This is a genomic window from Gammaproteobacteria bacterium (genome assembly GCA_029880545.1).
Lineage (GTDB): Bacteria > Pseudomonadota > Gammaproteobacteria > Acidiferrobacterales > SZUA-150 > JAOUOD01.
In genome coordinates this window covers 46,657-67,721 of the sequence record JAOUOD010000001.1, presented here as the reverse complement: position 1 = coordinate 67,721, position 21,065 = coordinate 46,657, and the positions used below count along the sequence as shown (strand labels likewise).

18 protein-coding genes and 1 riboswitch are annotated in these 21,065 nt (G+C 51.0%); of the genes, 6 read left to right on the top strand and 12 right to left on the bottom strand.

Annotated elements, in window-relative coordinates; genetic code table 11:
* Positions 1-5: 5 nt before the first annotated feature.
* The 4 genes from mnmE to rpmH form a co-directional block, all read right to left on the bottom strand.
* A complete protein-coding gene (mnmE, locus tag OEZ10_00280) occupies positions 6-1,382 on the bottom strand; it encodes a tRNA uridine-5-carboxymethylaminomethyl(34) synthesis GTPase MnmE (protein ID MDH5631406.1) in 1,377 nt (458 codons plus the stop codon).
* The gene (gene yidC / locus OEZ10_00275; GenBank protein MDH5631405.1) at positions 1,343-2,977 is read right to left on the bottom strand and encodes a membrane protein insertase YidC; all 1,635 of its coding nucleotides are present in this window, start codon (positions 2,975-2,977) and stop codon (positions 1,343-1,345) included. Before yidC ends, mnmE begins: the two co-directional genes overlap by 40 nt.
* A 34-nt stretch (positions 2,978-3,011) precedes the next feature.
* Positions 3,012-3,275 carry a membrane protein insertion efficiency factor YidD gene (gene yidD, locus OEZ10_00270; GenBank protein ID MDH5631404.1) on the bottom strand — a complete coding sequence of 88 codons (264 nt, stop codon included), beginning with the start codon at positions 3,273-3,275 and terminating at the stop codon, positions 3,012-3,014.
* A gap of 447 nt (positions 3,276-3,722) precedes the next feature.
* Positions 3,723-3,857, bottom strand: coding sequence for a 50S ribosomal protein L34 (gene rpmH, locus OEZ10_00265; GenBank protein MDH5631403.1), 135 nt, complete (start codon positions 3,855-3,857; stop codon positions 3,723-3,725).
* Positions 3,858-4,111: 254 nt separating this feature from the next.
* Between rpmH and dnaA the strand changes: the two genes are divergently transcribed.
* The 4 genes from dnaA (at position 4,112) to gyrB (ending at position 10,453) form a co-directional block, all read left to right on the top strand.
* Complete coding sequence (gene dnaA / locus OEZ10_00260; GenBank protein MDH5631402.1) at positions 4,112-5,473, top strand: chromosomal replication initiator protein DnaA; 1,362 nt, start codon at positions 4,112-4,114, stop codon at positions 5,471-5,473.
* A gap of 276 nt (positions 5,474-5,749) precedes the next feature.
* On the top strand, positions 5,750-6,853 hold the full coding sequence (dnaN, locus tag OEZ10_00255) for a DNA polymerase III subunit beta (protein MDH5631401.1): 1,104 nt from the start codon (positions 5,750-5,752) through the stop codon (positions 6,851-6,853).
* A gap of 22 nt (positions 6,854-6,875) precedes the next feature.
* Complete coding sequence (locus OEZ10_00250) at positions 6,876-7,958, top strand: DNA replication/repair protein RecF (GenBank protein ID MDH5631400.1); 1,083 nt, start codon at positions 6,876-6,878, stop codon at positions 7,956-7,958.
* A gap of 80 nt (positions 7,959-8,038) precedes the next feature.
* On the top strand, positions 8,039-10,453 hold the full coding sequence (gene gyrB, locus OEZ10_00245) for a DNA topoisomerase (ATP-hydrolyzing) subunit B (GenBank protein MDH5631399.1): 2,415 nt from the start codon (positions 8,039-8,041) through the stop codon (positions 10,451-10,453).
* 123 nt (positions 10,454-10,576) lie between these two features.
* On the opposite strand, the gene apaG is transcribed toward gyrB, so the two are convergent.
* From apaG to OEZ10_00205, 8 genes are all read right to left on the bottom strand, one after another.
* Positions 10,577-10,957 (bottom strand): Co2+/Mg2+ efflux protein ApaG, encoded by a 381-nt coding sequence (apaG, locus tag OEZ10_00240; protein MDH5631398.1) that lies wholly within the window; start codon positions 10,955-10,957, stop codon positions 10,577-10,579.
* A gap of 493 nt (positions 10,958-11,450) precedes the next feature.
* On the bottom strand, positions 11,451-12,314 hold the full coding sequence (locus OEZ10_00235; protein ID MDH5631397.1) for a symmetrical bis(5'-nucleosyl)-tetraphosphatase: 864 nt from the start codon (positions 12,312-12,314) through the stop codon (positions 11,451-11,453).
* Positions 12,315-13,265, bottom strand: coding sequence for a prolyl aminopeptidase (pip, locus tag OEZ10_00230; GenBank protein ID MDH5631396.1), 951 nt, complete (start codon positions 13,263-13,265; stop codon positions 12,315-12,317).
* A 2-nt stretch (positions 13,266-13,267) separates the two neighbouring features.
* Entirely contained in the window at positions 13,268-14,221 is a 954-nt protein-coding gene (locus tag OEZ10_00225) for an MBL fold metallo-hydrolase (GenBank protein MDH5631395.1), read from the bottom strand.
* A 97-nt stretch (positions 14,222-14,318) separates the two neighbouring features.
* The gene (metF, locus tag OEZ10_00220) at positions 14,319-15,170 is read right to left on the bottom strand and encodes a methylenetetrahydrofolate reductase [NAD(P)H] (protein MDH5631394.1); all 852 of its coding nucleotides are present in this window, start codon (positions 15,168-15,170) and stop codon (positions 14,319-14,321) included.
* Positions 15,171-15,229: 59 nt separating this feature from the next.
* On the bottom strand, positions 15,230-16,630 hold the full coding sequence (gene ahcY / locus OEZ10_00215) for an adenosylhomocysteinase (GenBank protein MDH5631393.1): 1,401 nt from the start codon (positions 16,628-16,630) through the stop codon (positions 15,230-15,232).
* A gap of 17 nt (positions 16,631-16,647) precedes the next feature.
* Positions 16,648-16,741, bottom strand: a riboswitch (S-adenosyl-L-homocysteine riboswitch).
* Between the two features lie 14 nt (positions 16,742-16,755).
* Complete coding sequence (metK, locus tag OEZ10_00210) at positions 16,756-17,943, bottom strand: methionine adenosyltransferase (GenBank protein MDH5631392.1); 1,188 nt, start codon at positions 17,941-17,943, stop codon at positions 16,756-16,758.
* 275 nt (positions 17,944-18,218) lie between these two features.
* Positions 18,219-18,971 carry a class I SAM-dependent methyltransferase gene (locus OEZ10_00205; GenBank protein ID MDH5631391.1) on the bottom strand — a complete coding sequence of 251 codons (753 nt, stop codon included), beginning with the start codon at positions 18,969-18,971 and terminating at the stop codon, positions 18,219-18,221.
* Positions 18,972-19,117: 146 nt separating this feature from the next.
* Here OEZ10_00205 and OEZ10_00200 point away from each other — a divergent pair, with 146 nt between their 5' ends.
* Positions 19,118-20,128: a lysophospholipid acyltransferase family protein gene (locus tag OEZ10_00200; protein ID MDH5631390.1), complete on the top strand. Its 1,011-nt coding sequence runs from the start codon at positions 19,118-19,120 to the stop codon at positions 20,126-20,128.
* On the top strand, positions 20,125-21,063 hold the full coding sequence (locus tag OEZ10_00195) for a lysophospholipid acyltransferase family protein (GenBank protein ID MDH5631389.1): 939 nt from the start codon (positions 20,125-20,127) through the stop codon (positions 21,061-21,063). Before OEZ10_00200 ends, OEZ10_00195 begins: the two co-directional genes overlap by 4 nt.
* The last annotated feature ends 2 nt before the right edge of the window (positions 21,064-21,065 follow it).

Below are 21,065 nucleotides of genomic sequence, written 5' to 3'. Positions count from 1 at the left end.
TCATGTCACTTGCCGATACAAAAACTGGAAAAGATTTCCCCGAGCAGGTCGTCTGCAACAAATTCACCGGTTATTTCCGCCAATGCATTTTGGGCCTGCCTTAAATCTTCGGCCATTAAGTCTCCCATGCCTGCCTGCAGCTGGACTTTCGCGTTATTCGTGGATGAACGGGCACGATTAAGCGCATCAATATGGCGTCTCCGTGCGATAAACGTTGCCTCGCCAATTTCATCGGTATGAAACAGGCTCCTGATTCGCTGTTTCAGCTCGCTGATCCCGGAACCGGTTTGAACAGACAGGGCTATGGCCGTTATCCCGCGAAAATGATGCGTTCCAGGGTTTCGGCCACTAATGTCGATTTTGTTTAATACTAATGTCGCCCGCGCCGGGTCGGCGAGTTGCGATATCAAAATATTTACATCGTCTTCGCTGGTACCATCTTCCGTGAGCAACAACACATGATCTGCTGTTTCCATGGCCTTCTGCGCGCGACGTATGCCTTCACTTTCTATTTCATCATTTGCCAGGCGCAAGCCGGCGGTGTCCAGCAAGGTTATGGGCAATCCGTCTATACTGATCGACTCCCTGATAACATCACGAGTAGTACCGGGCACACTGGATACAATTGCGGCGTCCATGTGCGCCAGGCAATTCAACAAACTTGATTTTCCGGCATTGGGGGGGCCGGCCAGAACAATCGTAATTCCGTCATGGAGTAACCGACCGTTTTCAGCCTGCGCCAGCAGCTCGTCTACGTCACGCATAATTTCTGCCAGCTTGGCCGGCAGGTCGTGTGTGTTCAGGAAGTCGATGTCTTCATCGGTAAAATCGATAGCCGCTTCAACATACTTTCTCAAATCAACCAGTCGATCCCGCAAATTGTTAACGCGACGGGAAAACTCTCCCTGCAAAGACCGTTGGGCTGACCGCGCGGCGCTCCGCGTACGGCTGTCAATCAGGTCCGCTATGGCCTCAGCCTGCACCAGATCTATGCGACCATTCAGGAAAGCGCGCTCACTGAATTCGCCTGGCGCTGCCAGTTCGGCGCCCAGGTCCAGGCAAAGCTGTTGCAGCATATCAAGTGCAACCGGGCTGCCATGGCATTGCAGCTCTACAACATCTTCGCCGGTAAAGGAGTTTGGAGCAGGGAAAACAAGGAACAGGCCGTCATCAATGATGTGACGGCTCGTGTCCCGAAACCGGCGATAAGCAGCCATTCGCGCAACTGGCGCGGGCCCGGCGACCTTCGAAGCTATGCTAATTGCGTCGGGACCGGATAGTCGCAATATACCAACACCACCACGGCCGGGCGGCGTGGCGATGGCTACGATCGTTGACTGGCTCAGCCTTTGCCGGCTTCGATCATTCGTGTTATCTGCCATTGCTGGGCAATAGATAGGATGTTGTTAACAACCCAGTACAACACCAGGCCGGCCGGGAAAAACAGGAAGAACACCGTGAACAGGGCCGGCAAAAATTGCATGATTTTCTTTTGCATGGGATCTACCGGCGCCGGGTTAAGGTGGTGCTGAATAAACATGGAGATGCCCATAATAATAGGCAACACGAAATACGGGTCTGGAGACGACAAGTCAGTTAGCCAAAGAGCGAAAGGCGCATGTCGCATTTCGACACTCTCCAGCAATACCCAGTACAGGGCGATAAAGACCGGGATTTGGATCAGGATTGGCAAGCAACCACCGAGGGGGTTGATCTTCTCTGTTTTATAGAGATTCATCATTTCCTGGTTAAACCGGTTCTTGTCACTTCCAAACCGCTCTTTCATGCTTTGGATCTTGGGCTGTACGGCGCGCATCTTGGCCATGGATTTGTAACTTGCCGCGGATAACGGGAAGAACACGGCCTTGATAAGGATGGTTAACAGGATGATCGCCCAACCCCAGTTCCCAACCCAGTCATGGATAAGGATCAGTATCCAGAATAGCGGTGCTGAAATAAACGTCAGCCAGCCAAAATCAACTGTCAGCTCCATGCCGGCAGGTAAATGTTTCAGGCGGCTGTTTTCTTTTGGGCCCAGGTAAAGCTGTGTAGAAATGTCTGCCTGGCTACCGGCAGCAACCACCGGAGAATTTTTTCTGGTCATTCCATATACATACTCACCACTACCAACCGGTTTGCCAAAAAAGATGTTCTCGCTATCCTGGGGCGGCATCCATGCTGCAACGAAATAGTGTTGCAACATACCAACCCAGCCACCGGTAACGGTGCGCTTTAATTGCGCGTCATCGACATCATCAAACGAAATCTTTTCGTATTGTTCTTCGGGGGTATAGATTGCGCCACCGACATAGGTGGGTAACGCCATCATGCCGCCGGTCGTGTCCGGACGACGTCGCAAAAACTGGGTGTACAGGTATCCATTCCATTGTGCAGCTGAGCGATTGCTGATTCTGAATGTAATGTCGACTACATAACTGTTACGTTTAAAACCGTAAATTTTGTCGTAGACCACACCATCAGGTGAGCTCCACGAGAATACGACATCCAGCTTGTCTTTGCTCGGTTCCAGCTGGTAACTGGTAGCGGATGTTGAGAACACAGTGTGATGGGTCGGGAAACTACGATCTCGTCCAACGATACCGGTTTGGGTAAGGTATAGGCGGTCCGGCTCTGCGCTAAAAAGTCGGAAAGGCTTGTCTTTTGCCGTCGCAGTTTCCAGGTGGGACAACAACCTCGCATCGGAAATGTCAGCCCCATCGGTGTTCACGGTCAGCTGGAGCAAGTCAGTTGTAATAGAGACCTTCTCACCAGTTCTCGCCTGGGCCGGGGTCACGACCACAGCGGGGGGTGTCGCCGTTACCTGGTTTGGTTCAGGTGGCAGGCTCGGTGTATTGGTGGCAGGCGCGGTAACGGCGGCCGGGACCGGAATAGGCCGGTTGGATTCTTCCCACTTCAGCCAGATGAGCATCAAAACGCTGGCCAGCGCGATAAATAATATAAGTCTCTGGTTGTCCATTTTTATCTTTTCACTGCAATAAAATACTAAAGAATCAGGTCCGTTTTCCGGATTGACAGCCGCATTCAGGCTTGGTTGAGGCGGGTTCCGGTACCGGGTCAAAACCACCGTCGTTCCAGGGATGACAGCGCCCCACCCGGCGCAGACTTAACCACATTCCGCGCAGAACACCAAATCGCTCAACAGCAGTAATCGAGTATTCCGAACAACTTGGGTGGAAACGGCACCGCGGAGGCCCCAAAAGCGGGCTGATGAACAGACGGTAGCCCCTTAACAACAAAAGCATAAACTGTTTCATGGCCCGGAATTCCCGTTGGTCCGCGATCCGAGTTTCATGTTGGCCAGAGATTGTCGTAACTGGTGGGGCGAAGCCGATCCACTGCCTGGGCGGGCCATAACTATAATATCGCCCGTCGACGATAAATTTGTCGTCCTGAACCACTCCCTGATAATGCGTTTTAAACGATTTCGGGCAACCGCCAAACGTACATTTTTTTTGGACACAGCGATTCCCAGGCGACAGCGTCGACCAGCAACATGTGACTGGGCGTGAATGATGGAAAAGAACCGGTTTTGCATGCGTTCGCCGTTTTTGAACACGCTGGCGAATTCCGCCGGGCGCAATAACCGGGCCGCCTTGGGCAGCGTTCTTCTTCGAGAAAGATGTTGTGGAGATTCGGTGTGCATGGACACCGGGGTTCCGACCCTGGATTTGTTCGGGTCGGAACTATCGGACGATTGCCGATTATACCGCGAGGCGGGCGCGGCCCTTGGCACGGCGGGCGTTAATAACGGCTCTGCCAGACGCGGTGCGCATGCGGACGCGGAAACCATGGGTGCGCTTGCGCTTAATAATACTGGGCTGAAATGTGCGTTTCATAAAATGGTCACCTAAGTTCCTGGCTTTTGTTGCCGGGAGTCAATAATCACAGGGGCGGCAAAGTTACGGATTTTAAAGGCTAAAGTCAACAAGATTCTCCCCGGTAATTGGGATTTGGAACACTACAGCAGGTAATTGTGGATAAGTTTTCCACAGAGAGATATTATTGGGGATAAGTTCGAAAGCTCCGTAGCGGTTAGGGTGGTGTGGAGCATCTATAAAAACTCATAAAATCAAAACGTTAAGGACAAATCGTGGCAACTACTACGTTATGGTACCAGTGCCTCAATCGTCTGGAAGATGAGCTTTCCTCGCAACAGTTTAATACTTGGATCAGACCGCTGCAGGCTGTAGAGGGTAGCGGATCACTTCGCTTATTGGCTCCAAATCGGTTCGTAATGGACTGGGTAAGAGAACGGTTCTTGGCGAGGATAACCGAACTTGTTGGACAGTTCAGCGAAAATGGTCACAAGTTGGTGGTGCAAATTGAAGTCGGATCGCGCTCCGGCGGTGAGACAAAAGAAAAAATTGCCTCAGGAACCAAGCCCTCGGCGGTTCGGGCCCAGTCTACCAGTCGTGCCACCCCTGGGCCCCAAGGAGGCCGACTGAATCATTCGTTCACGTTTAGTACGCATGTTGAAGGAAAATCCAACCAGCTTGCCCGAGCGGCCGCGAAACAGGTAGGGGAAAACCCGGGGGGCGCCTATAACCCGCTATTTATTTATGGCGGCGTAGGTTTGGGCAAAACACACCTGATGCAAGCTGCTGGCAACTCAATGATTGAACACAAACCAGAAGCCAGGGTTGCCTATGTTCACTCTGAAAAGTTCGTTGCCGATATGGTTAAAGCGTTGCAACACAACCAGATGAACGACTTCAAAAAATATTACCGGTCACTTGATGCGCTGTTGATTGACGATATCCAGTTTTTTGTCGGCAAGGAGCGTTCACAAGAAGAGTTTTTTCACACGTTTAACGCTCTTTTGGAGGGACAAAAACAAGTCATCATCACAGCAGATAGATTTCCGAAAGAATTGAATGGCGTTGAAGAAAGACTGGTCTCAAGGTTTGGCTCTGGATTAACGGTGGCCATTGAGCCGCCAGAACTGGAAACAAGGGCGGCCATAATTATCAAAAAGGCGAAGGAAGAAAACATAACTCTGCCGGATGACGTAGCATTTTTTATTGCTAAACGAGTTCGCTCGAATGTGAGGGAGCTGGAAGGCGCGTTGCGGAGGGTGCTGGCTGCAGCGTCGTTTACCGGACGACCGATAAATATGGAGCTGGCCAACGAAAATCTGCGCGATCTGCTGGCATTTCAGGAGCGCCAAATTACGATTAACAATATTCAGAAAATCGTCGCGGAATATTTTAATATCCGGGTGTCCGACATGCACGGTAAAACGCGGTCGCGGCAGATTGCGCGACCAAGACAGATCGCGATGGCGCTGTCCAAAGAATTGACCGAACATAGCTTGCCTGAGATCGGTGACGGATTTGGTGGTCGGGACCATACAACAGTTCTGCATGCATGTCGGAAGGTTGAAGAGCTGAAGTCTACGGATTCCAGGGTTAAAGAAGACTACGATAACCTTTGCCGAATACTCAGTCATTGATGGAAACCTGGTGGATAAGGTTGTGGATAAGAGGGTTTTTATGGTGTGGAAAACGGGGGGGATAAAAAGGATAAAATCGCGGCTTATGAGCAATTGGCCAAGTTATTCATTTTATCTACACACTATCCACAAGCCACAAGGCAGTCTACCAACAGGATTACAAGACGTCGCGAACAAGGAAAAACAGGTTAAAAGGGACTTATCAACAGATTTTGGCAACACTAATAACTACTACTTTAAATTTTTAAACATATATTCAATATAAAGGAACGGAAGATGCAGATCAGCATCCAGCGTGATGAACTCTTGAAACCACTCACCTACGCAGCGGGCGTAGTCGAACGTAGGCAGACCTTGCCTGTATTGTCGAACGTGCTGTTACAGGTTAAAGACGGTTCTCTGGTTATCACCGCTACGGATCTGGAAATCGAGGTGGTGGCGACAACGTCAGTGAAGTCTGCTACCGATGGCGAGATCACTGTTCCGGCGCGAAAGTTGTTGGATATTTGCAAGTCACTACCGGACGACTCAATAATTGAAATTAAATCAGAAGCAGAGAAAATCAGTGTTAAATCGGGTAAAAGCAGGTTCAGCCTGGTCACGCTCCCGGCCACCGAATTCCCCAATATAGAAACGACGAATTGGGACAAGGAGATATCGTTGGCCCAGGGCGCAATTCGTCGAATTTTGGAAAAAACGCAGTTTTGTATGGCGCAGCAAGATGTTCGGTATTACATGAACGGGTTGTTGATAGAAATGCAAAACAAACTTTTGAAGGCTGTGGGTACAGATGGGCACAGAATGGGAGTCTGTGACTTGGTCGTAGACGCGCTTACCGTTGATGAAAACTCTCAGATTATCGTGCCGCGAAAAGGCGTTTTGGAACTCATACGATTCCTGGAACCGTCTGATGCGAGCGCGGTACTAAGAATTGGCAAGAATCATATCCAGGTTGAGTTCGGAGACATCAAGTTCACGTCAAAGTTGATTGATGGCAGGTTTCCTGACTATACGAGGGTGATACCGGGCAAGCAGACGAAATCTGTTTCTGTAGATAAAGAGCAATTTAAAAAAGCTATTCAGCGTGTATCGATACTGTCCAACGAGAAATTCAAGGGAATAGTGCTCGGTGTGGGTAATAAGGCGATGAATATCTCGACACACAATCCGGAACAGGAAGAAGCGCAGGAAGAAATTGTGATCGATTATGATCAGGAGAATACAGAAATAGGCTTCAACTCAAACTTTATCGTTGATGCCGTTTCTGGGTTAACCGGAGCGTCAATAGACATAGGCCTGACAGACGGTAACAGTATCGGCAGCTTTACGTGCAAAGAAGACAGTGACACGTTGTATCTTATAATGCCCATGAGGTTGTAAAAAGACCAGGGGATGGTGCGTTATGGCACTACGGTCATTAGTAATAAACAATACTCGGAACCTGCGTCACGTCGAACTTGAACCGTCGCCAGGGCTGAATGTAATTTGGGGAGATAACGGCAGCGGCAAAACGTCGATTCTTGAAGCAATTCAAATTTTGTCGACCGGTAAATCGTTTAGAACACACCAATTGGACGACGTGCTTACACACGGTTCGAAAATGACCGAAATATTGGGACGGTTTGACGGCCGGTTTGGTAAAGCAAAGGAAATACTTTGGCAGCGCCAAGACGGTTTGCGTCGGCAAGTGACAATAGATAAAAGAAAAGCGCTGAGTGCAGGCGAGGTTGCTAAAATTCTACCCGTTCGAGCGATATTACCCGATAGTCATTATAGATTCAGACAACAAAGCAAATATCGGCGAAACATACTCGACTGGGGCGTGTTTCACGTGGAACATCGGTTTCAGGAAAGTTGGCGAGATTTCCAGCGGTGCCTCGATCAAAGGAATCGAGTGTTAAAACAACGTGGTATAAATTTCGCCGAGCTCAAAACGTGGGACGAGAAAATTGTAGACTTTGCGACTGCCGTTACCGAGGCCAGGGACGCTTATGTCAATGAATGGCAACCGTCGATAGGTCCACTGGTAGATGAATTACTCTCCCTTGGAGGCCATTATGTCAGCATTAGGCTTGAGACCGGGGGAATGGATGATTATGGGCTGGTGCTACGCCAAAATCACTCTCAGGACATTAAGCTTGGCTACACTCAATTTGGCCCCCACCGTGCGGACATTTTAGTCGATTTCTGTGGCAAGCCATATGGCTCGGTGGCCTCCCAGGGCCAACAAAAAATGGTGTTATTAGCAATTTTATTATCACAAATGTCCGATATTGATTCAGAAATCGCGCCAGTTTTGCTTTTGGATGACGTGCCTTCGGAGTTAGATCACCAGCATCGAGACAATTTGCTTAAATTGTTATCAAAAAAAGGTTTCCAAGTTTTTGTAACTACTACGGATCCGAACATTTTGGCGCTAGAAACCTGGGAGTCTCCTAAATTGTTTCACGTGAAACATGGCGAAGTAACTGAAACATCGTGCTAACGAAGCAAGAAAAAATGCCTGCCCAAACACCTTAAATCTGTTAGAATTTCGTGTCATTCCTTATTTAAAATCAAATTCTTATGAGCACCGACAGCACCTACGATTCAGGCAGTATTCAGGTCCTAAAGGGCCTTGAAGCAGTTCGGAAACGCCCGGGCATGTACATCGGAGACACTGATGACGGCACTGGCCTGCACCATATGGTTTTTGAGGTCGTAGACAATTCCATCGATGAAGCATTGGCCGGACACTGCGACGAAATCCGGGTAACCATTCACGCAGATGAGTCTGTATCCGTAGCCGATAACGGTCGAGGGATTCCCACAGGGATTATCGAAGAGGAAGGGCGCTCCGCAGCAGAAGTTATTTTGACCGTACTCCACGCTGGCGGAAAGTTTGACCAAAATTCCTACAAGGTGTCCGGTGGTCTCCACGGAGTCGGCGTGTCTGTCGTAAACGCTTTATCCGATACTTTAAACTTAACTATCCAGCGCGATGGCAAAATACACAAACAGACCTATCACCTGGGTGAACCGGAAGCCCCGCTTTCTATCGCTGGAGAAACGACAGTCGCCGGTACTGAAATTCGCTTTAAACCGAGCCCGAAGATATTTACCGACACAATTATCCATTACGACATACTCGCAAAACGCCTTCGGGAGCTCTCTTTTTTGAATTCTGGGGTGCGTATTGTTCTAACAGACGAACGAACCGGTAAAACCGACACATTTGAATACAAAGGCGGCATTCAGGCGTTTGTCGAGCACCTGAACCGCAACAAGACACCGTTACACCAATCCGTAATATCCATGATGGCCGAAAAAGACGGGATTACGGTAGAGCTCTCAATGCAGTGGAATGACTCGTATCAAGAAAACATATTTTGTTTCACGAATAATATTCCTCAGCGAGATGGAGGTACGCATTTAGCCGGGCTGCGTGGAGCCATGACCCGTACCCTAAACCAGTTTATCGACGCTAGCCCCATGGCAAAAAAATCGAAAATATCGACGTCCGGTGACGACTCCAGGGAAGGATTAACGGCTGTTTTGTCCGTAAAAGTACCTGATCCGAAATTCTCATCCCAAACCAAAGACAAGCTGGTGTCCTCCGAAGTGAAGGGTGTCGTGGAGTCTATTGTCAGTGAAAAACTGAAAGAGTACTTGGATGAAAACCCGTCCGACGCGAAATCTATCGTCAACAAAATTATAGAGGCCGCACGCGCACGCGAAGCCGCACGCAAGGCCCGTGAAATGACCCGCAGAAAAGGGGCGCTTGATGTCGCTGGGTTACCAGGAAAGCTCGCAGACTGTCAGGAGCGCGATCCTAGCAAGTGCGAAATTTACCTTGTTGAGGGTGATTCGGCCGGCGGGTCCGCAAAGCAGGCCCGTGACCGAAAGTTCCAGGCGATTCTGCCGTTAAAAGGAAAAATACTGAACGTAGAGCGTGCTCGCTTCGATAAAATGTTGTCATCCCAGGAAGTCGCCACCTTGATAACGGCTTTGGGAACCGGTATTGGAAAAAATGACTTTGATTACAATAGGTTGCGTTACCATCGCATTATCATTATGACCGACGCCGATGTTGATGGCTCCCATATACGCACCTTATTGTTGACGTTTTTCTACCGCCAAATGCCGGATCTTATGGAGCGTGGACACATATATATTGCTCAACCCCCACTTTATAAGGTTAAGCGCGGTAAAAAAGAACAATACCTGAAAGACGATCCGGAGCTGCAGTCGTTTTTGTTGAACGCAGCTCTTGATGGTGCCCGAATAGAATTCGCTTCGGGTGGTATTATGGAAGGCGTCGAGCTGGCCGATTTATGCCATTTTTTCCTCGCCGTTGACCAAACACTGGCAAGGCTGTCGCGACGGTATGACCGCGGCATCCTCAGCACACTGGCCCGCATTACCCGTATCACTGAGGACGACCTGCAAAAACCTGAGCGTTTGCAGTCAATTGCTCAGACCCTGCTGTCAAAACTGGAAGCCCAAGTAGAATCGGGAACGCATTTCGAAACCGCCATTACCCTGGATGCCAGGAGCCAGCTTCACGAATTAACGGTGACCAAGGTTCGCCACGGCGCCGTACGCGTTACGCGTATCAACCAGGAACTGATAAATTCCGGTGAATACAGGAACATTTCAGAATTGGGAGAAAAACTGAATCACTCCTTTATTGAAGAGGCGGTATTCCACCGTGGCGATAAGAGTTTAACGGTGACCGATTTCGCTGACGGATTGAACTGGCTCATGGACGAAGCTCGGAAAGGTCAGTCCATTCAACGATACAAGGGCTTGGGTGAAATGAATCCCGATCAGTTGTGGGAAACAACCATGGATCCCCAGGTTCGGCGCCTGCTCAGGGTGAACATCGAGGACGGTGTAGCTGCAGACGATGTGTTCACCACGCTAATGGGAGACCAGGTCGAACCGCGCCGCGAATTTATTGAACGAAATGCGCTTGCCGTGAGCAATCTGGATGTCTAGACAGTGAACCAGCTGGCTTCACTCCTGGTTTAACAAATCTTGACCTGAACCGTCTGGAGAGATTGATAAACTCCATCTAGAGTAGCAATCATGTGCAAGGACGCGTTACCAACTCTCACCGAGTTAGTGCAGCACCCCTGGTCGACTAAAGCCAATGACCGGGATGCTTGCTTGGAATGTGATTCCGTCTTCATCGCGCAACTCATAACTCCCCTCCATTGTCCCCACTGGCGTTCGAAACACGGTCCCGCTTGTGTAACGAAAACTTTTTCCGGGGGTCAATACAGGTTGTTCGCCAACCACTCCTGGGCCACGCACTTCTTCGGTGTGGTTGTCGGCGTCGGTTATCAGCCAGTATCGACTGATCAATTGGGCTGTTTTCTGACCTATATTGGTGATTGTTACCGTGTAAGAAAAAACATACCGGTACTCGGCAGGATCAGAATGTCCGTCCAGAAAATGTGTCTCTACATCTATTTTTATGTCGTGTGCTTTTTTGGTCATAGTATCCATTGTTTCCACGCCGCCGAATGTTTTGATCGTTTGAGCCCCCCGCTTAGACGGTTTTGGATTGTTACAGAAATTTACAATTCAAAATGCCGTGCTATATTCCTTAGATGTCTAAAGGAAATCACGGGTGCCCCAACGGCAAACACCAGCGGGACACTGAACTAATGCGCGTCCAGCCTGATCGAACCGTTCAGTCATTGGCCTATGGTCAAAATCTGGGCAGACGTCAGGACCCGGCTGAAAAGACAACTAACGACCACCTGCCGGAGCCGCGCGTATTTAGTGGCGACTGGTCCGAATCAAACGATAGCATGTTTGTTTACGCGAAAACCCACAAGGCCCGGGGCGTATATGAGCCAAGCCAGGTGGAACGGAGCCACTTACAAACAAGCCGAGCACTACGCGCAGTGAGTGTTTACGGACACGAAAGCAGTACACCGGTTGCCGCAGCCGGACCGCGCCCGGGCCAGCTGTTTGACGAATTTGCCTAATTTGTGACTTGGTTCCGACATGGCTGAAGTCGGCGTTCGCAGTCAATCGAATGCCACACGGGGGCCAGGGTTTTATCAATCTCCAGTGCCACCAGTTTGCCACCCCATAAACAACCCCCGTCCGTAGCAAAGGCTTTGTCATATTGACGCGGTGGCAAGGTTGACCAATGACCGAATACGAGCCGGGTTGATTCACCCGAGAAGACCCCTTGAGGATGATTGAACCAGGGGAGTAGTTCCGGGGTAGACTCAAGAACCGCTTCGGGCGCGTCTTTTTCCGTGAACTCCAGTTCCAGGCCACGCATATAGCGCAGCCGTGTAAAGACGTTAACTATAAAACGTAACCTGTCTGCGCCGGTTAACTGACTATGCCAAGAGGCTGGCTCGTTCCCGTACATTTCGGAAAAAAAACCATCACAGTCGTCCCCACGCAGTGTTTTGTGGACTTCGTCTGAAAGATTCTTTGTCATGTGAACGGACCACCCGGGGTAAACGCCAGCGTGGACCATTGCCCAGTCTAGATCTTGATCAAAGTGAAAGAGTGGTTGATGACGGAGCCAGAGCAGCAATTCGTCACGATCCGGCGCGCCCAGTACAGGAGCCAGGCTTGGGGGGCTGGTTTCGCGGGATCCACTGTTGGCGAAAGCGAGAAGGTGAAGATCATGGTTGCCGAGCACGGTGACAGCCCGATCACCGAGGTCGCGAACAAAGCGAAGTACGCCGAGAGAATCCGGGCCCCGGTTCACCAGATCACCAACGAACCACAGTCGATCGTGTTTGGCTGAAAAACCAATTTTCGCCAGCAACGTTTCTAGCGAGCGTAAGCAGCCCTGGACATCCCCGATTACGTAAGTGGCCATTTACTCCAATTCGTCTGCAAACCAGTCAGTGGCGGTAATCAGGGCGTGAACAATTCCTGGTTCCGATGCAGAATGCCCGGCACCGGGAACGATCTGAAGCTGCGCGTTTGGCCATGCCAGGGCAAGCTCCCAGGCGCTCTCAATGGGGCATACCATGTCGTAGCGCCCGTGAATGATAAACCCCGGTATATCCTGAATCGCTCGGGCATCTTCCAGCAGCTGGTTATCACGCAAAAAACTGTTGTGTACAAAATAATGGGCTTCTATTCGAGACAGGCTTAACGCCGTGTGCGGTGACCCGAAAAAGTCGACCACTGAGGGTTTCGTTTTGAGATTGGATGTTTTTCCTTCCCATATAGACCAGGCTTTGGCCGACGCCATGCGAGCAATTTCGTCATCGCCGACCAGTCGCCGGTAATGCGCTTCCACCAGATCATCACGCTCGTTTTGCGGTATGGGCGCAATAAATTCTTGCCAAAAATCCGGAAAGATTCGGCTCGCACCTTCCTGGTAAAACCAGTGGATTTCTTTTGGCCTGCACAGGAAAATGCCCCTAAGTATCAAGCCGGTAACCCGTTGCGGATGCGTTTCGGCGTAGAGCAGTCCCAGTGTCGATCCCCATGAGCCGCCGAAAACCAGCCATTTTTCAATGCCAAGCCGTGTACGAATCCTTTCGATGTCCTCGACCAGGTGTTGAGATGTGTTATTTCCCAGGCTTGCGTGTGGCGTAGAACGTCCGGAGCCGCGTTGATCAAACAAAATAATCCGGTACCGCTCTGGATCGAAGAATTGTCGATGCCAGGCTTCACAGCCGGCGCCGGGGCCACCGTGCAAAAAAATTACCGGTATACCTTCAGCAACCCCACATTCCTCGACGTAAAGTTCATGACCGTCTCCGGTCGTGACGGTAAAGCTCAGGTTTTGATGAATTTCAGGATAAAGCCCGCGCACGATTAAAATGCTGCCTGTTCAACCTGGATATAACACAGGCTAACCTGTCGTCCGACCTCGGTTTCAAAAGAACCCCAGTCTTGAAACTCAACCAGGTTTTCAACAACCTGTGGTTTCATATCAAAATCGGTCAGACCTTGATCGTAGAGACCTTTTACGGTCTCGTAAATGGTCGATAAGTAGGTTCGATAAGCCATTGGAATCGATTTGTCTCCTTTCATTCCATGGCCGGGAACATAGACGTTGGCGTTTGCTGCCAGCGCCCGATCTATAGCATCAATATTGCCTTTGAAGTTGCCGTCATCCATACGACCAATGCGACCATGAAGCACGATGTCCCCGAGAAAAAATACCTTTTCGGTAACGAGCTCAACCATTAAATCACCGTGGGTGTGGGCGTGACCGGTGTGATGAATCTTGAGTCGAGACATGCCAAACGTCAGTACATCACCGTCGTTCAGTGTCTTGCTGGGCAATACTGGTTTGGTGCCAACTATTGCCCCGTCCGTAAGGCCGTTAATAAGTTTGATCCAGTCTTCACCGGCCCCGTGATTGGCGCGCTCCATCATGTCAGGGTGGCCGTAGATAACCGCCTCCGGAAACGCCTCGATTATGCCGCCGTTACCCAGCCAATGATCACCGTGTATATGCGTGTTTATTACCGCCACGACGGGTTGAGTTGTGACGCGCCTGATCTCGTCGACCACCATTTTGCCGATTTTCAAACCACTGCCCGGGTCTATGACGACCACACCCTTGTTCGTAACAACAAATCCGGGATTATTCATAAACCCCTTGTTGACAGGATTTGGAAGCTGGTTGGGTCCAAAAATGACATATGTGTTGGGGCCGACAGCCTCTGCAACTGCCCTGGATGGCGCGCTGGCTTTCTGGCCACCACAGGAGACAAGCACCAGTGTCAAAAAACTGAATGCGGTAAGCTGGCGTATCCCCATTGAGGTTCTCCTGGTGTGTGATCCGGGTGACCCCGGATCTTTGATATTTCTTACAAGTCTAGATCATCGTTTGACCGCGTAAATGTATTATACCCGCTCACTTTGTGTTGATCAGGCCCAACTCCCTTACCAGGTCGATGGTGGGTTGCGCCCGATTCAGAGTATAAAAATGTAACCCGGGAGCACCAACCGCCACTAGCTGCTCGCAGAAATCCAGAACTACTTCGAATCCGAATTCCCGAATGGATTCAAGGTCATCAGCAAAACCTTCGAGTCGCGTTGACAGCCACCGGGGTATTTCAGCACCACAGCCGGATGCAAAGCCTGCAAGGCTTTTGTAATTGGTAATTGGCATGATCCCCGGAATAACCGGGATGTCGATCCCGGCCTTGAGTCCGTCTTCCAGAAACCTGTAATAGGATTCAACATTAAAAAAGAACTGGGTAATAGCTGAATCCGCTCCGGCATCCACTTTTTTAACAAAATTCTGAAAATCATCTTGAAAATTCAGTGATTCGGGATGTTTTTCGGGGTAAGCGGCTACCTCAATATGAAAATCATCCCCGGTTGTTTCACGAATAAACGCTACCAGTTCATTGGCGTGATGAAATTCGCCTGGGTCGCTCATGCCCTGGGGCAGGTCGCCCCGGAGCGCAACCAGACGCTGTACGCCCATGTTTTTGTATGTGTCCAGTAGAGACAGAATTTTGTCCCTGGTCGAACCGATGCAGGTAATGTGTGCCGCGCCTGCAAAGCCGGAATCAATAATGTCCCGCAGGGTTTCACGGGTACCTTCCTGTGTCGTCCCGCCGGCACCATAAGTGCAGGAGAAATACTCCGGCTTGATAACGGCCAGTTCGTTGAGGGCTTCCCGCCAGTTTGTTCTTCCTGCGTCGGTGCGCGGCGGAAAAAACTCGCAAGAAACCGAAAGATCGGTAGTGGTTGTCATAATGTCCGGCCAAAAGTCGTACCCCGGAGCCGCCTGCCGCGGTCCGGGGTGACGTATTTTTAATATCGATAATGCGCAGGCTTGTACGGCCCATCAACAGGGACACTGATGTAATCAGCCTGCTTTTGGGTCAGTTGTGTCAGGTGTACGCCTATTTTATTCAGGTGCAAGCGCGCAACCTTTTCGTCCAGCATCTTAGGCAGGATGAACACGCCATTATCGTAGTTATCATGATGTTTGAAGAGTTCAATTTGCGCCATTACCTGGTTGGTGAACGATGCGGACATCACGAAGCTCGGGTGGCCGGTAGCACACCCCAGATTCACCAGTCTGCCCTTGGCCAGTACTATAAGTTTCTTGCCGTCCGGGAAAATGACGTGATCAACCTGGGGTTTTATTTCTTCCCACTCGTATTTTTCGAGCGAGGCAATATCAATCTCTGAGTCAAAGTGACCAATGTTGCAGACGATGGATTCATGCTTCATAGCCACCATGTGGTCGTGATTAATGACGTTCACGTTGCCGGTGGTGGTAACAAAGATATCGCCAACCTTACAGGCATCGTCCATATTGACCACGCGATAGCCTTCCATTGCTGCTTGCAGTGCGCAAATCGGGTCAATTTCCGTGACCCAGACAGTAGCACCCATTCCACGAAAGGCCTGGGCACAACCCTTGCCAACGTCACCGTAGCCGAGCACTACGGCAATCTTGCCGGCGATCATGACGTCGGTTGCACGCTTGATACCGTCGAGCAGTGATTCACGACAGCCGTAAAGGTTGTCGAACTTGGACTTGGTAACGGAATCGTTGACGTTCATGGCCGGGAACATAAGTTCGCCGCGTTCTGCCATCTGGTAAAGGCGATGCACGCCGGTCGTGGTTTCTTCGGTAACACCCCTAATGCCCTTGGCGATGTTGGTCCACTTATCCTTGCTGTTCTCGAGGCTGCGACGACAAAGGTTCAGGAACACCTTCCATTCTTCGTAAGCATCGGCATCGGCATCGGGCACGCTGCCGGCAGCCTCAAATTCAGCACCCTTGTGAACCAGCATGGTGGCATCACCACCATCATCGAGAATCATGTTGGGACCATTGCCGTCGGGCCAGGTCAGCGCCTGATCAGTACACCACCAGTATTCTTCCAGAGTTTCGCCTTTCCAGGCAAAAACCGGGATACCCTGGTCGGCAATGGCCGCCGCCGCGTGGTCTTGGGTAGAATAGATATTGCATGATGCCCAACGTACTTCGGCGCCCAGTTCAACCAGGGTCTCGATAAGTACAGCGGTCTGGATGGTCATATGAAGAGAACCGGAGATGCGCGCTCCTTTAAGCGGCGCCTTGCCCTTGTACTCTTCACGGATCGCCATCAAACCCGGCATTTCGGATTCGGCTATGGCGATTTCCTTGTGGCCCCATTGTGCGAGGCCGATATCGGCGACTTTGTAGTCGTTGCTCATTGGCTATGTCTCCATTAACACAATGAGCGCCGTTGTTCGTGAAGCGTCCGGTTTCGAGCCTGGCCCGATCGGCCGGGAGCCGTGGATCGGGTTGCAACGCTCCTCGAAACCGGAGTACAGATTAATCAGCCATTTTTGACGGCCTTCGGGCCAAGTGCGGCTTTGAGAGCTTCAACCTTGTCGGTTTTTTCCCAGGTGAACAGGCCGTCTTTGGCTTCCCGACCAAAATGGCCGTAGGCTGCTGTCGGGCTGTAAATCGGGCGCAGCAGGTCGAGTTCCTGAATGATGGCTTTCGGCCGCAAGTCAAAGTGTTCTTCAACCAGTTTGGCAATCTTGTCATCCGCCAGTTTGCCGGTACCAAAGGTATCAACATGAATCGATACGGGCTTGGCAACTCCTATCGCGTACGAAACCTGGATTTCGCAACGATCGGCCAGACCGGCTGCAACAATGTTCTTTGCTACATAGCGCCCGGCATACGCGGCAGAACGGTCGACCTTGGATGGATCCTTGCCTGAGAATGCACCACCACCGTGACGCGCCATACCGCCATAAGTGTCGACAATAATTTTGCGCCCGGTCAGCCCGCAGTCGCCAACGGGTCCACCGACGACAAAACGGCCTGTCGGGTTAATAAAGTATTTGGTGTTTTTGTCGAGCCATTCAGCGGGCAGTACCGGCTTGATCACTTCTTCCATGATCGCCTCGACCAGTTGCTTGTGTTCCACCTCGGGGCCGTGCTGCGTGGATAGCACTACCGCGTCGATACCGGCAGGTTTGCCGTCGACGTAACGAATAGTGACCTGTGACTTGGCGTCAGGCCGCAGCCACGAAAGCTTGCCGTTTTTACGAACGTCGGCTTGTTTTTTAACCAGTTTATGGGACAGGCTGATGGGCAGAGGCATAAAATCCGGCGCCTCGTTGGTGGCGTAACCGAACATCAGGCCCTGGTCGCCGGCGCCCTGGTCCAGGTCAATGCCCTCCCCTTCATTTACACCCTGAGCGATGTCCTGAGATTGCTTGTCCAGTGCGGTCAGAACCGCGCAAGACTGCCAATCAAAACCCATCGATGCCTCATATCCAATCCGCTTGATGGTGCCGCGAACGATTTCGGTCATATCGACCCAGGCCTTGGTGGTAATTTCACCGGAAATAATTACCATGCCGGTATTAACCATGGTTTCGCAGGCAACGCGTGAATGTCTGTCCTGCTCGAGAATCGCGTCCAGGATCGCATCAGAAATCTGGTCTGCCACCTTGTCTGGATGACCTTCGGACACGGATTCGGATGTAAACAGGTAACTATCAGCCATGGTAGGGTCTTACCTCCGGGTTGTTGGAATATATCGGTTCAAGCGGGGCCGAAGTTTAGCAAGTAACTGTCCGGTTTTCATAGATTTTCATGAAACGGGTAATGCGGGGGCGCATAATCGGGAAAAAATAAAATATTCCCACAAAACCTCAGTGACTTGCCAGATATCAAACGACATTCCCCACCCATGTATAATCCGGCAGTTGCTATATACCAATTTGCTCTAGTGGGGTTTTACTTAATCTAAAGGCCATATTTCTAGACTAAGTGGGATAATTATCGCTTTTTTGCCGTCAAAGTCGCCTCAATACACCAGCCTGGAAACCGGCTACCGAGCCATTGTTGGGCATTGTAGTACCATTCTTGATCTTCCAGCAGGTTTTTTGGCAATGTTGCCACGCGAAAGCCCCGTGCGTTGATGACCTTGAACCCGTTTTGTTCAATTGCCCGGCCTAGCTGCTTTAAGGTGAGATGTTGCTCATGGCCGGGGTCGTTGCTGTCCTTTAATCGGTGCAACCAGCGATTAAATGGCGCCACTAATGGCATGAACAAAGCCTCGATGGTTTTAAACACTGGTGTCCCGATCAGCGCGCTACCGCCGGGTTTGAGCACCCGATTCATTTCTGAGAGCGCGAACTGAAGATCTTTGTCGCCTAAATGTTCAAGAACCTGCTCGCAAATAACCACGTCGAAACTGGCATCCGGGAAGCCCCAGGTCTCGGTGATATCCTGCAACAGCAACCGTTGGTAACCTTTGCCCTCGGCGCGGTCAAGCTTGTCCTGCAGGTAATCAAAGCCAGTAAATTCCGGGGTTTGACCCTTTACACCCCAGCGTGCCCAGTACATAGGCAGGCGACCACGTCCGCAGCCCGCGTCGAGCACCTGGCTGGGCCCTTTAGGCAGCAAGGAAGACAGGGCTTCACTTTGATAACGATAGCGAGCCAACCGTAACCGGAATTTCTTGTTCGCAGGTTCAACGTCGTAGGCGAGAACCGGACGCTGTTTGTTGGTTTGTGGGGTGTGCTCCATGATCTTCCTCGGCAAGCGGCGCCAACGGGGCGCGAATACAGGGGCCAATAATAACGGTATGACCGCCAATCGCCAATGTGAATGTGGATACGGGGGCGTTATTGTTATAATGACCACCCGGAAATGTAAGTACGCAATTCACCAAAGTGACTGAATTCATCGCTAAGGGTTATCGACCGGCTTTTTCAGCCTCCTTCCTGGCGCCACGTTTCTGGTTGACGTGGATGGGATTGCTTGTGCTGCGCCTGTCATTGGTATTGCCCCGTGGTCCGGTGAATTTCCTGGGCCGGTTGGTCGGGCGAGCATATTTCAGCGCCAACAGGAAACGCCGGGAAATTACCTTGATCAACCTGCGCTTGGCATTTCCTGAGTTGAGCAAGCCTGAGCGGCGACAATTGGCACTGCGTCATTTCGAAGTGGCAGTGAACAGCATGCTGGATTTGCCGGTTTTGTGGTGGGCCAGCGACGCATACGTCAGTAAATTTGTGTCCATTCAGGGAATTGAGCATTATGCTAAAACCCTGGCCGCCGGAAGAAACGTCGTTTTGTTGACCGGGCATTTTGTCGGCCTTGATTTTGGTGGTGCGATCATTTCACGCGAGTTCCCGCACATTGGCTTGATCAAGCCCGAGCGTAACAGGTTGATAGACTACTTTATGGAGCGTGGCCGCACCCGATTTGGCGCAACCTTGTATTTGCGCGACAAGGGCATGCGCCCGGTAATCAGGGCCATTCGTTCCGGCCATGGATTTTATTACCTGCCGGATGAAGACCACGGACCCGAGAAATCCGTATTCGTCGATTTCTTTGCTACCAAGGCAGCGATGTTAACCGGCGCCGCGAAGCTTATCGCCAGTTGCGATGCGGTGGCGTTACCGGCCTATGTCAGGCGCCTGGACAAGTCCGTTGACGGGAAACACGGTTATGAACTGGTTATTCATGCGCCGATTGAAAATTTCCCGGTTGGTGATGCTCAACTGGACGCACAGACAGCGGCGACATCATTGGAGCAGAATATTCGCAAGTTCCCTGAACAATATATGTGGACGTTTCGGATATTCCACAGCAGGCCAAACAATGAAAAGTCTCCCTACTTTCGGCCCCGGGATGTGCGTAGAGCCGGGCTCGAAAACATTCAACCGGAATCGGATTCGTGACTGAAAGCGTTCGTTATATCAAGGGCGAAAAAAACCTGTGGCGACCGAGCTTACCGGGGCGTGTGTTTGTCCAACTGCTCGTGTTATTGCCCGTGCCTCTGCTGGCTGTGTTGGGCCGCGGCCTGGGTTCATTGTTTTACCGTTTTGATCGCAAACGTCGCCACTACGCGGACGTGAACCTGCGCCTGTGTTTTCCGCAGATGACAGAACAAGAACACCGCAAGCTGTTGCACCGGCACTTTAAAACGTTAGGACAAAGCCTGTTATGCACCCTGGGGATCAACTGGACCAGGCCACGTTTACGTATCGCCCGCTACGTGACCGTAGAAGGAGCAGAAAACCTGGTGGCTCATGATGACAAGAATGTGATTGTCATGGCGCCCCATTTCATTGGTCTGGAAATGGCGTTTGCCTGGCTATCCATGACCCGGTTGATGATTGGCATGTATCGCGAACCACGCAAAAATATTTTGCATTGGGCCATCGATCTGCGCCGGGACCAATTTGGCTGCATCGGCGTCGAAGCCCAGGCCCAGCTCAAGACCCTGATTCGCCTGATTCGGGAAGGCAAGCCGTTTTTCTATTTGCCTGACCTGGATCCCGGTTCTGCCGGGCGTTATGAATTCGCACCTTTCTTTGGTGTTCAGGCTGCGACCTGGACGGCGCTAGGACGCATTGCGGCGATGACCAACGCTGTCGTTATTCCTTGTTTTGTCACCCAGCACAGAAATGGCCGTTACACGATTCGTTTCGACAGGGCATTGACGGATTTTCCTTCAGGCGATAACACCCTTGACGCGGCACGTATGAATAGGCTGATAGAAGAAGAAGTGAGGAACCGCCCGGAACAGTATTTCTGGATTCATCGCCGGTTCAAGACACGCCCTCCTGGCGAAGCCGGATTCTATGGACGCAAGCGCACGGGATATAAATAGCC

What these genes read in the sequence shown, in the direction of transcription:
- mnmE (MDH5631406.1), bottom strand. Translation starts at nt 1,382, where the DNA reads ATGGCAGATAACACGAATGATCGAAGCCGGCAAAGGCTGAGCCAGTCA.
- yidC (MDH5631405.1), bottom strand. Translation starts at nt 2,977, where the DNA reads ATGGACAACCAGAGACTTATATTATTTATCGCGCTGGCCAGCGTTTTG.
- yidD (MDH5631404.1), bottom strand. Translation starts at nt 3,275, where the DNA reads ATGAAACAGTTTATGCTTTTGTTGTTAAGGGGCTACCGTCTGTTCATC.
- rpmH (MDH5631403.1), bottom strand. Translation starts at nt 3,857, where the DNA reads ATGAAACGCACATTTCAGCCCAGTATTATTAAGCGCAAGCGCACCCAT.
- dnaN (MDH5631401.1), top strand. Translation starts at nt 5,750, where the DNA reads ATGCAGATCAGCATCCAGCGTGATGAACTCTTGAAACCACTCACCTAC.
- OEZ10_00250 (MDH5631400.1), top strand. Translation starts at nt 6,876, where the DNA reads ATGGCACTACGGTCATTAGTAATAAACAATACTCGGAACCTGCGTCAC.
- gyrB (MDH5631399.1), top strand. Translation starts at nt 8,039, where the DNA reads ATGAGCACCGACAGCACCTACGATTCAGGCAGTATTCAGGTCCTAAAG.
- apaG (MDH5631398.1), bottom strand. Translation starts at nt 10,957, where the DNA reads ATGACCAAAAAAGCACACGACATAAAAATAGATGTAGAGACACATTTT.
- OEZ10_00235 (MDH5631397.1), bottom strand. Translation starts at nt 12,314, where the DNA reads ATGGCCACTTACGTAATCGGGGATGTCCAGGGCTGCTTACGCTCGCTA.
- OEZ10_00225 (MDH5631395.1), bottom strand. Translation starts at nt 14,221, where the DNA reads ATGGGGATACGCCAGCTTACCGCATTCAGTTTTTTGACACTGGTGCTT.
- metF (MDH5631394.1), bottom strand. Translation starts at nt 15,170, where the DNA reads ATGACAACCACTACCGATCTTTCGGTTTCTTGCGAGTTTTTTCCGCCG.
- ahcY (MDH5631393.1), bottom strand. Translation starts at nt 16,630, where the DNA reads ATGAGCAACGACTACAAAGTCGCCGATATCGGCCTCGCACAATGGGGC.
- metK (MDH5631392.1), bottom strand. Translation starts at nt 17,943, where the DNA reads ATGGCTGATAGTTACCTGTTTACATCCGAATCCGTGTCCGAAGGTCAT.
- OEZ10_00205 (MDH5631391.1), bottom strand. Translation starts at nt 18,971, where the DNA reads ATGGAGCACACCCCACAAACCAACAAACAGCGTCCGGTTCTCGCCTAC.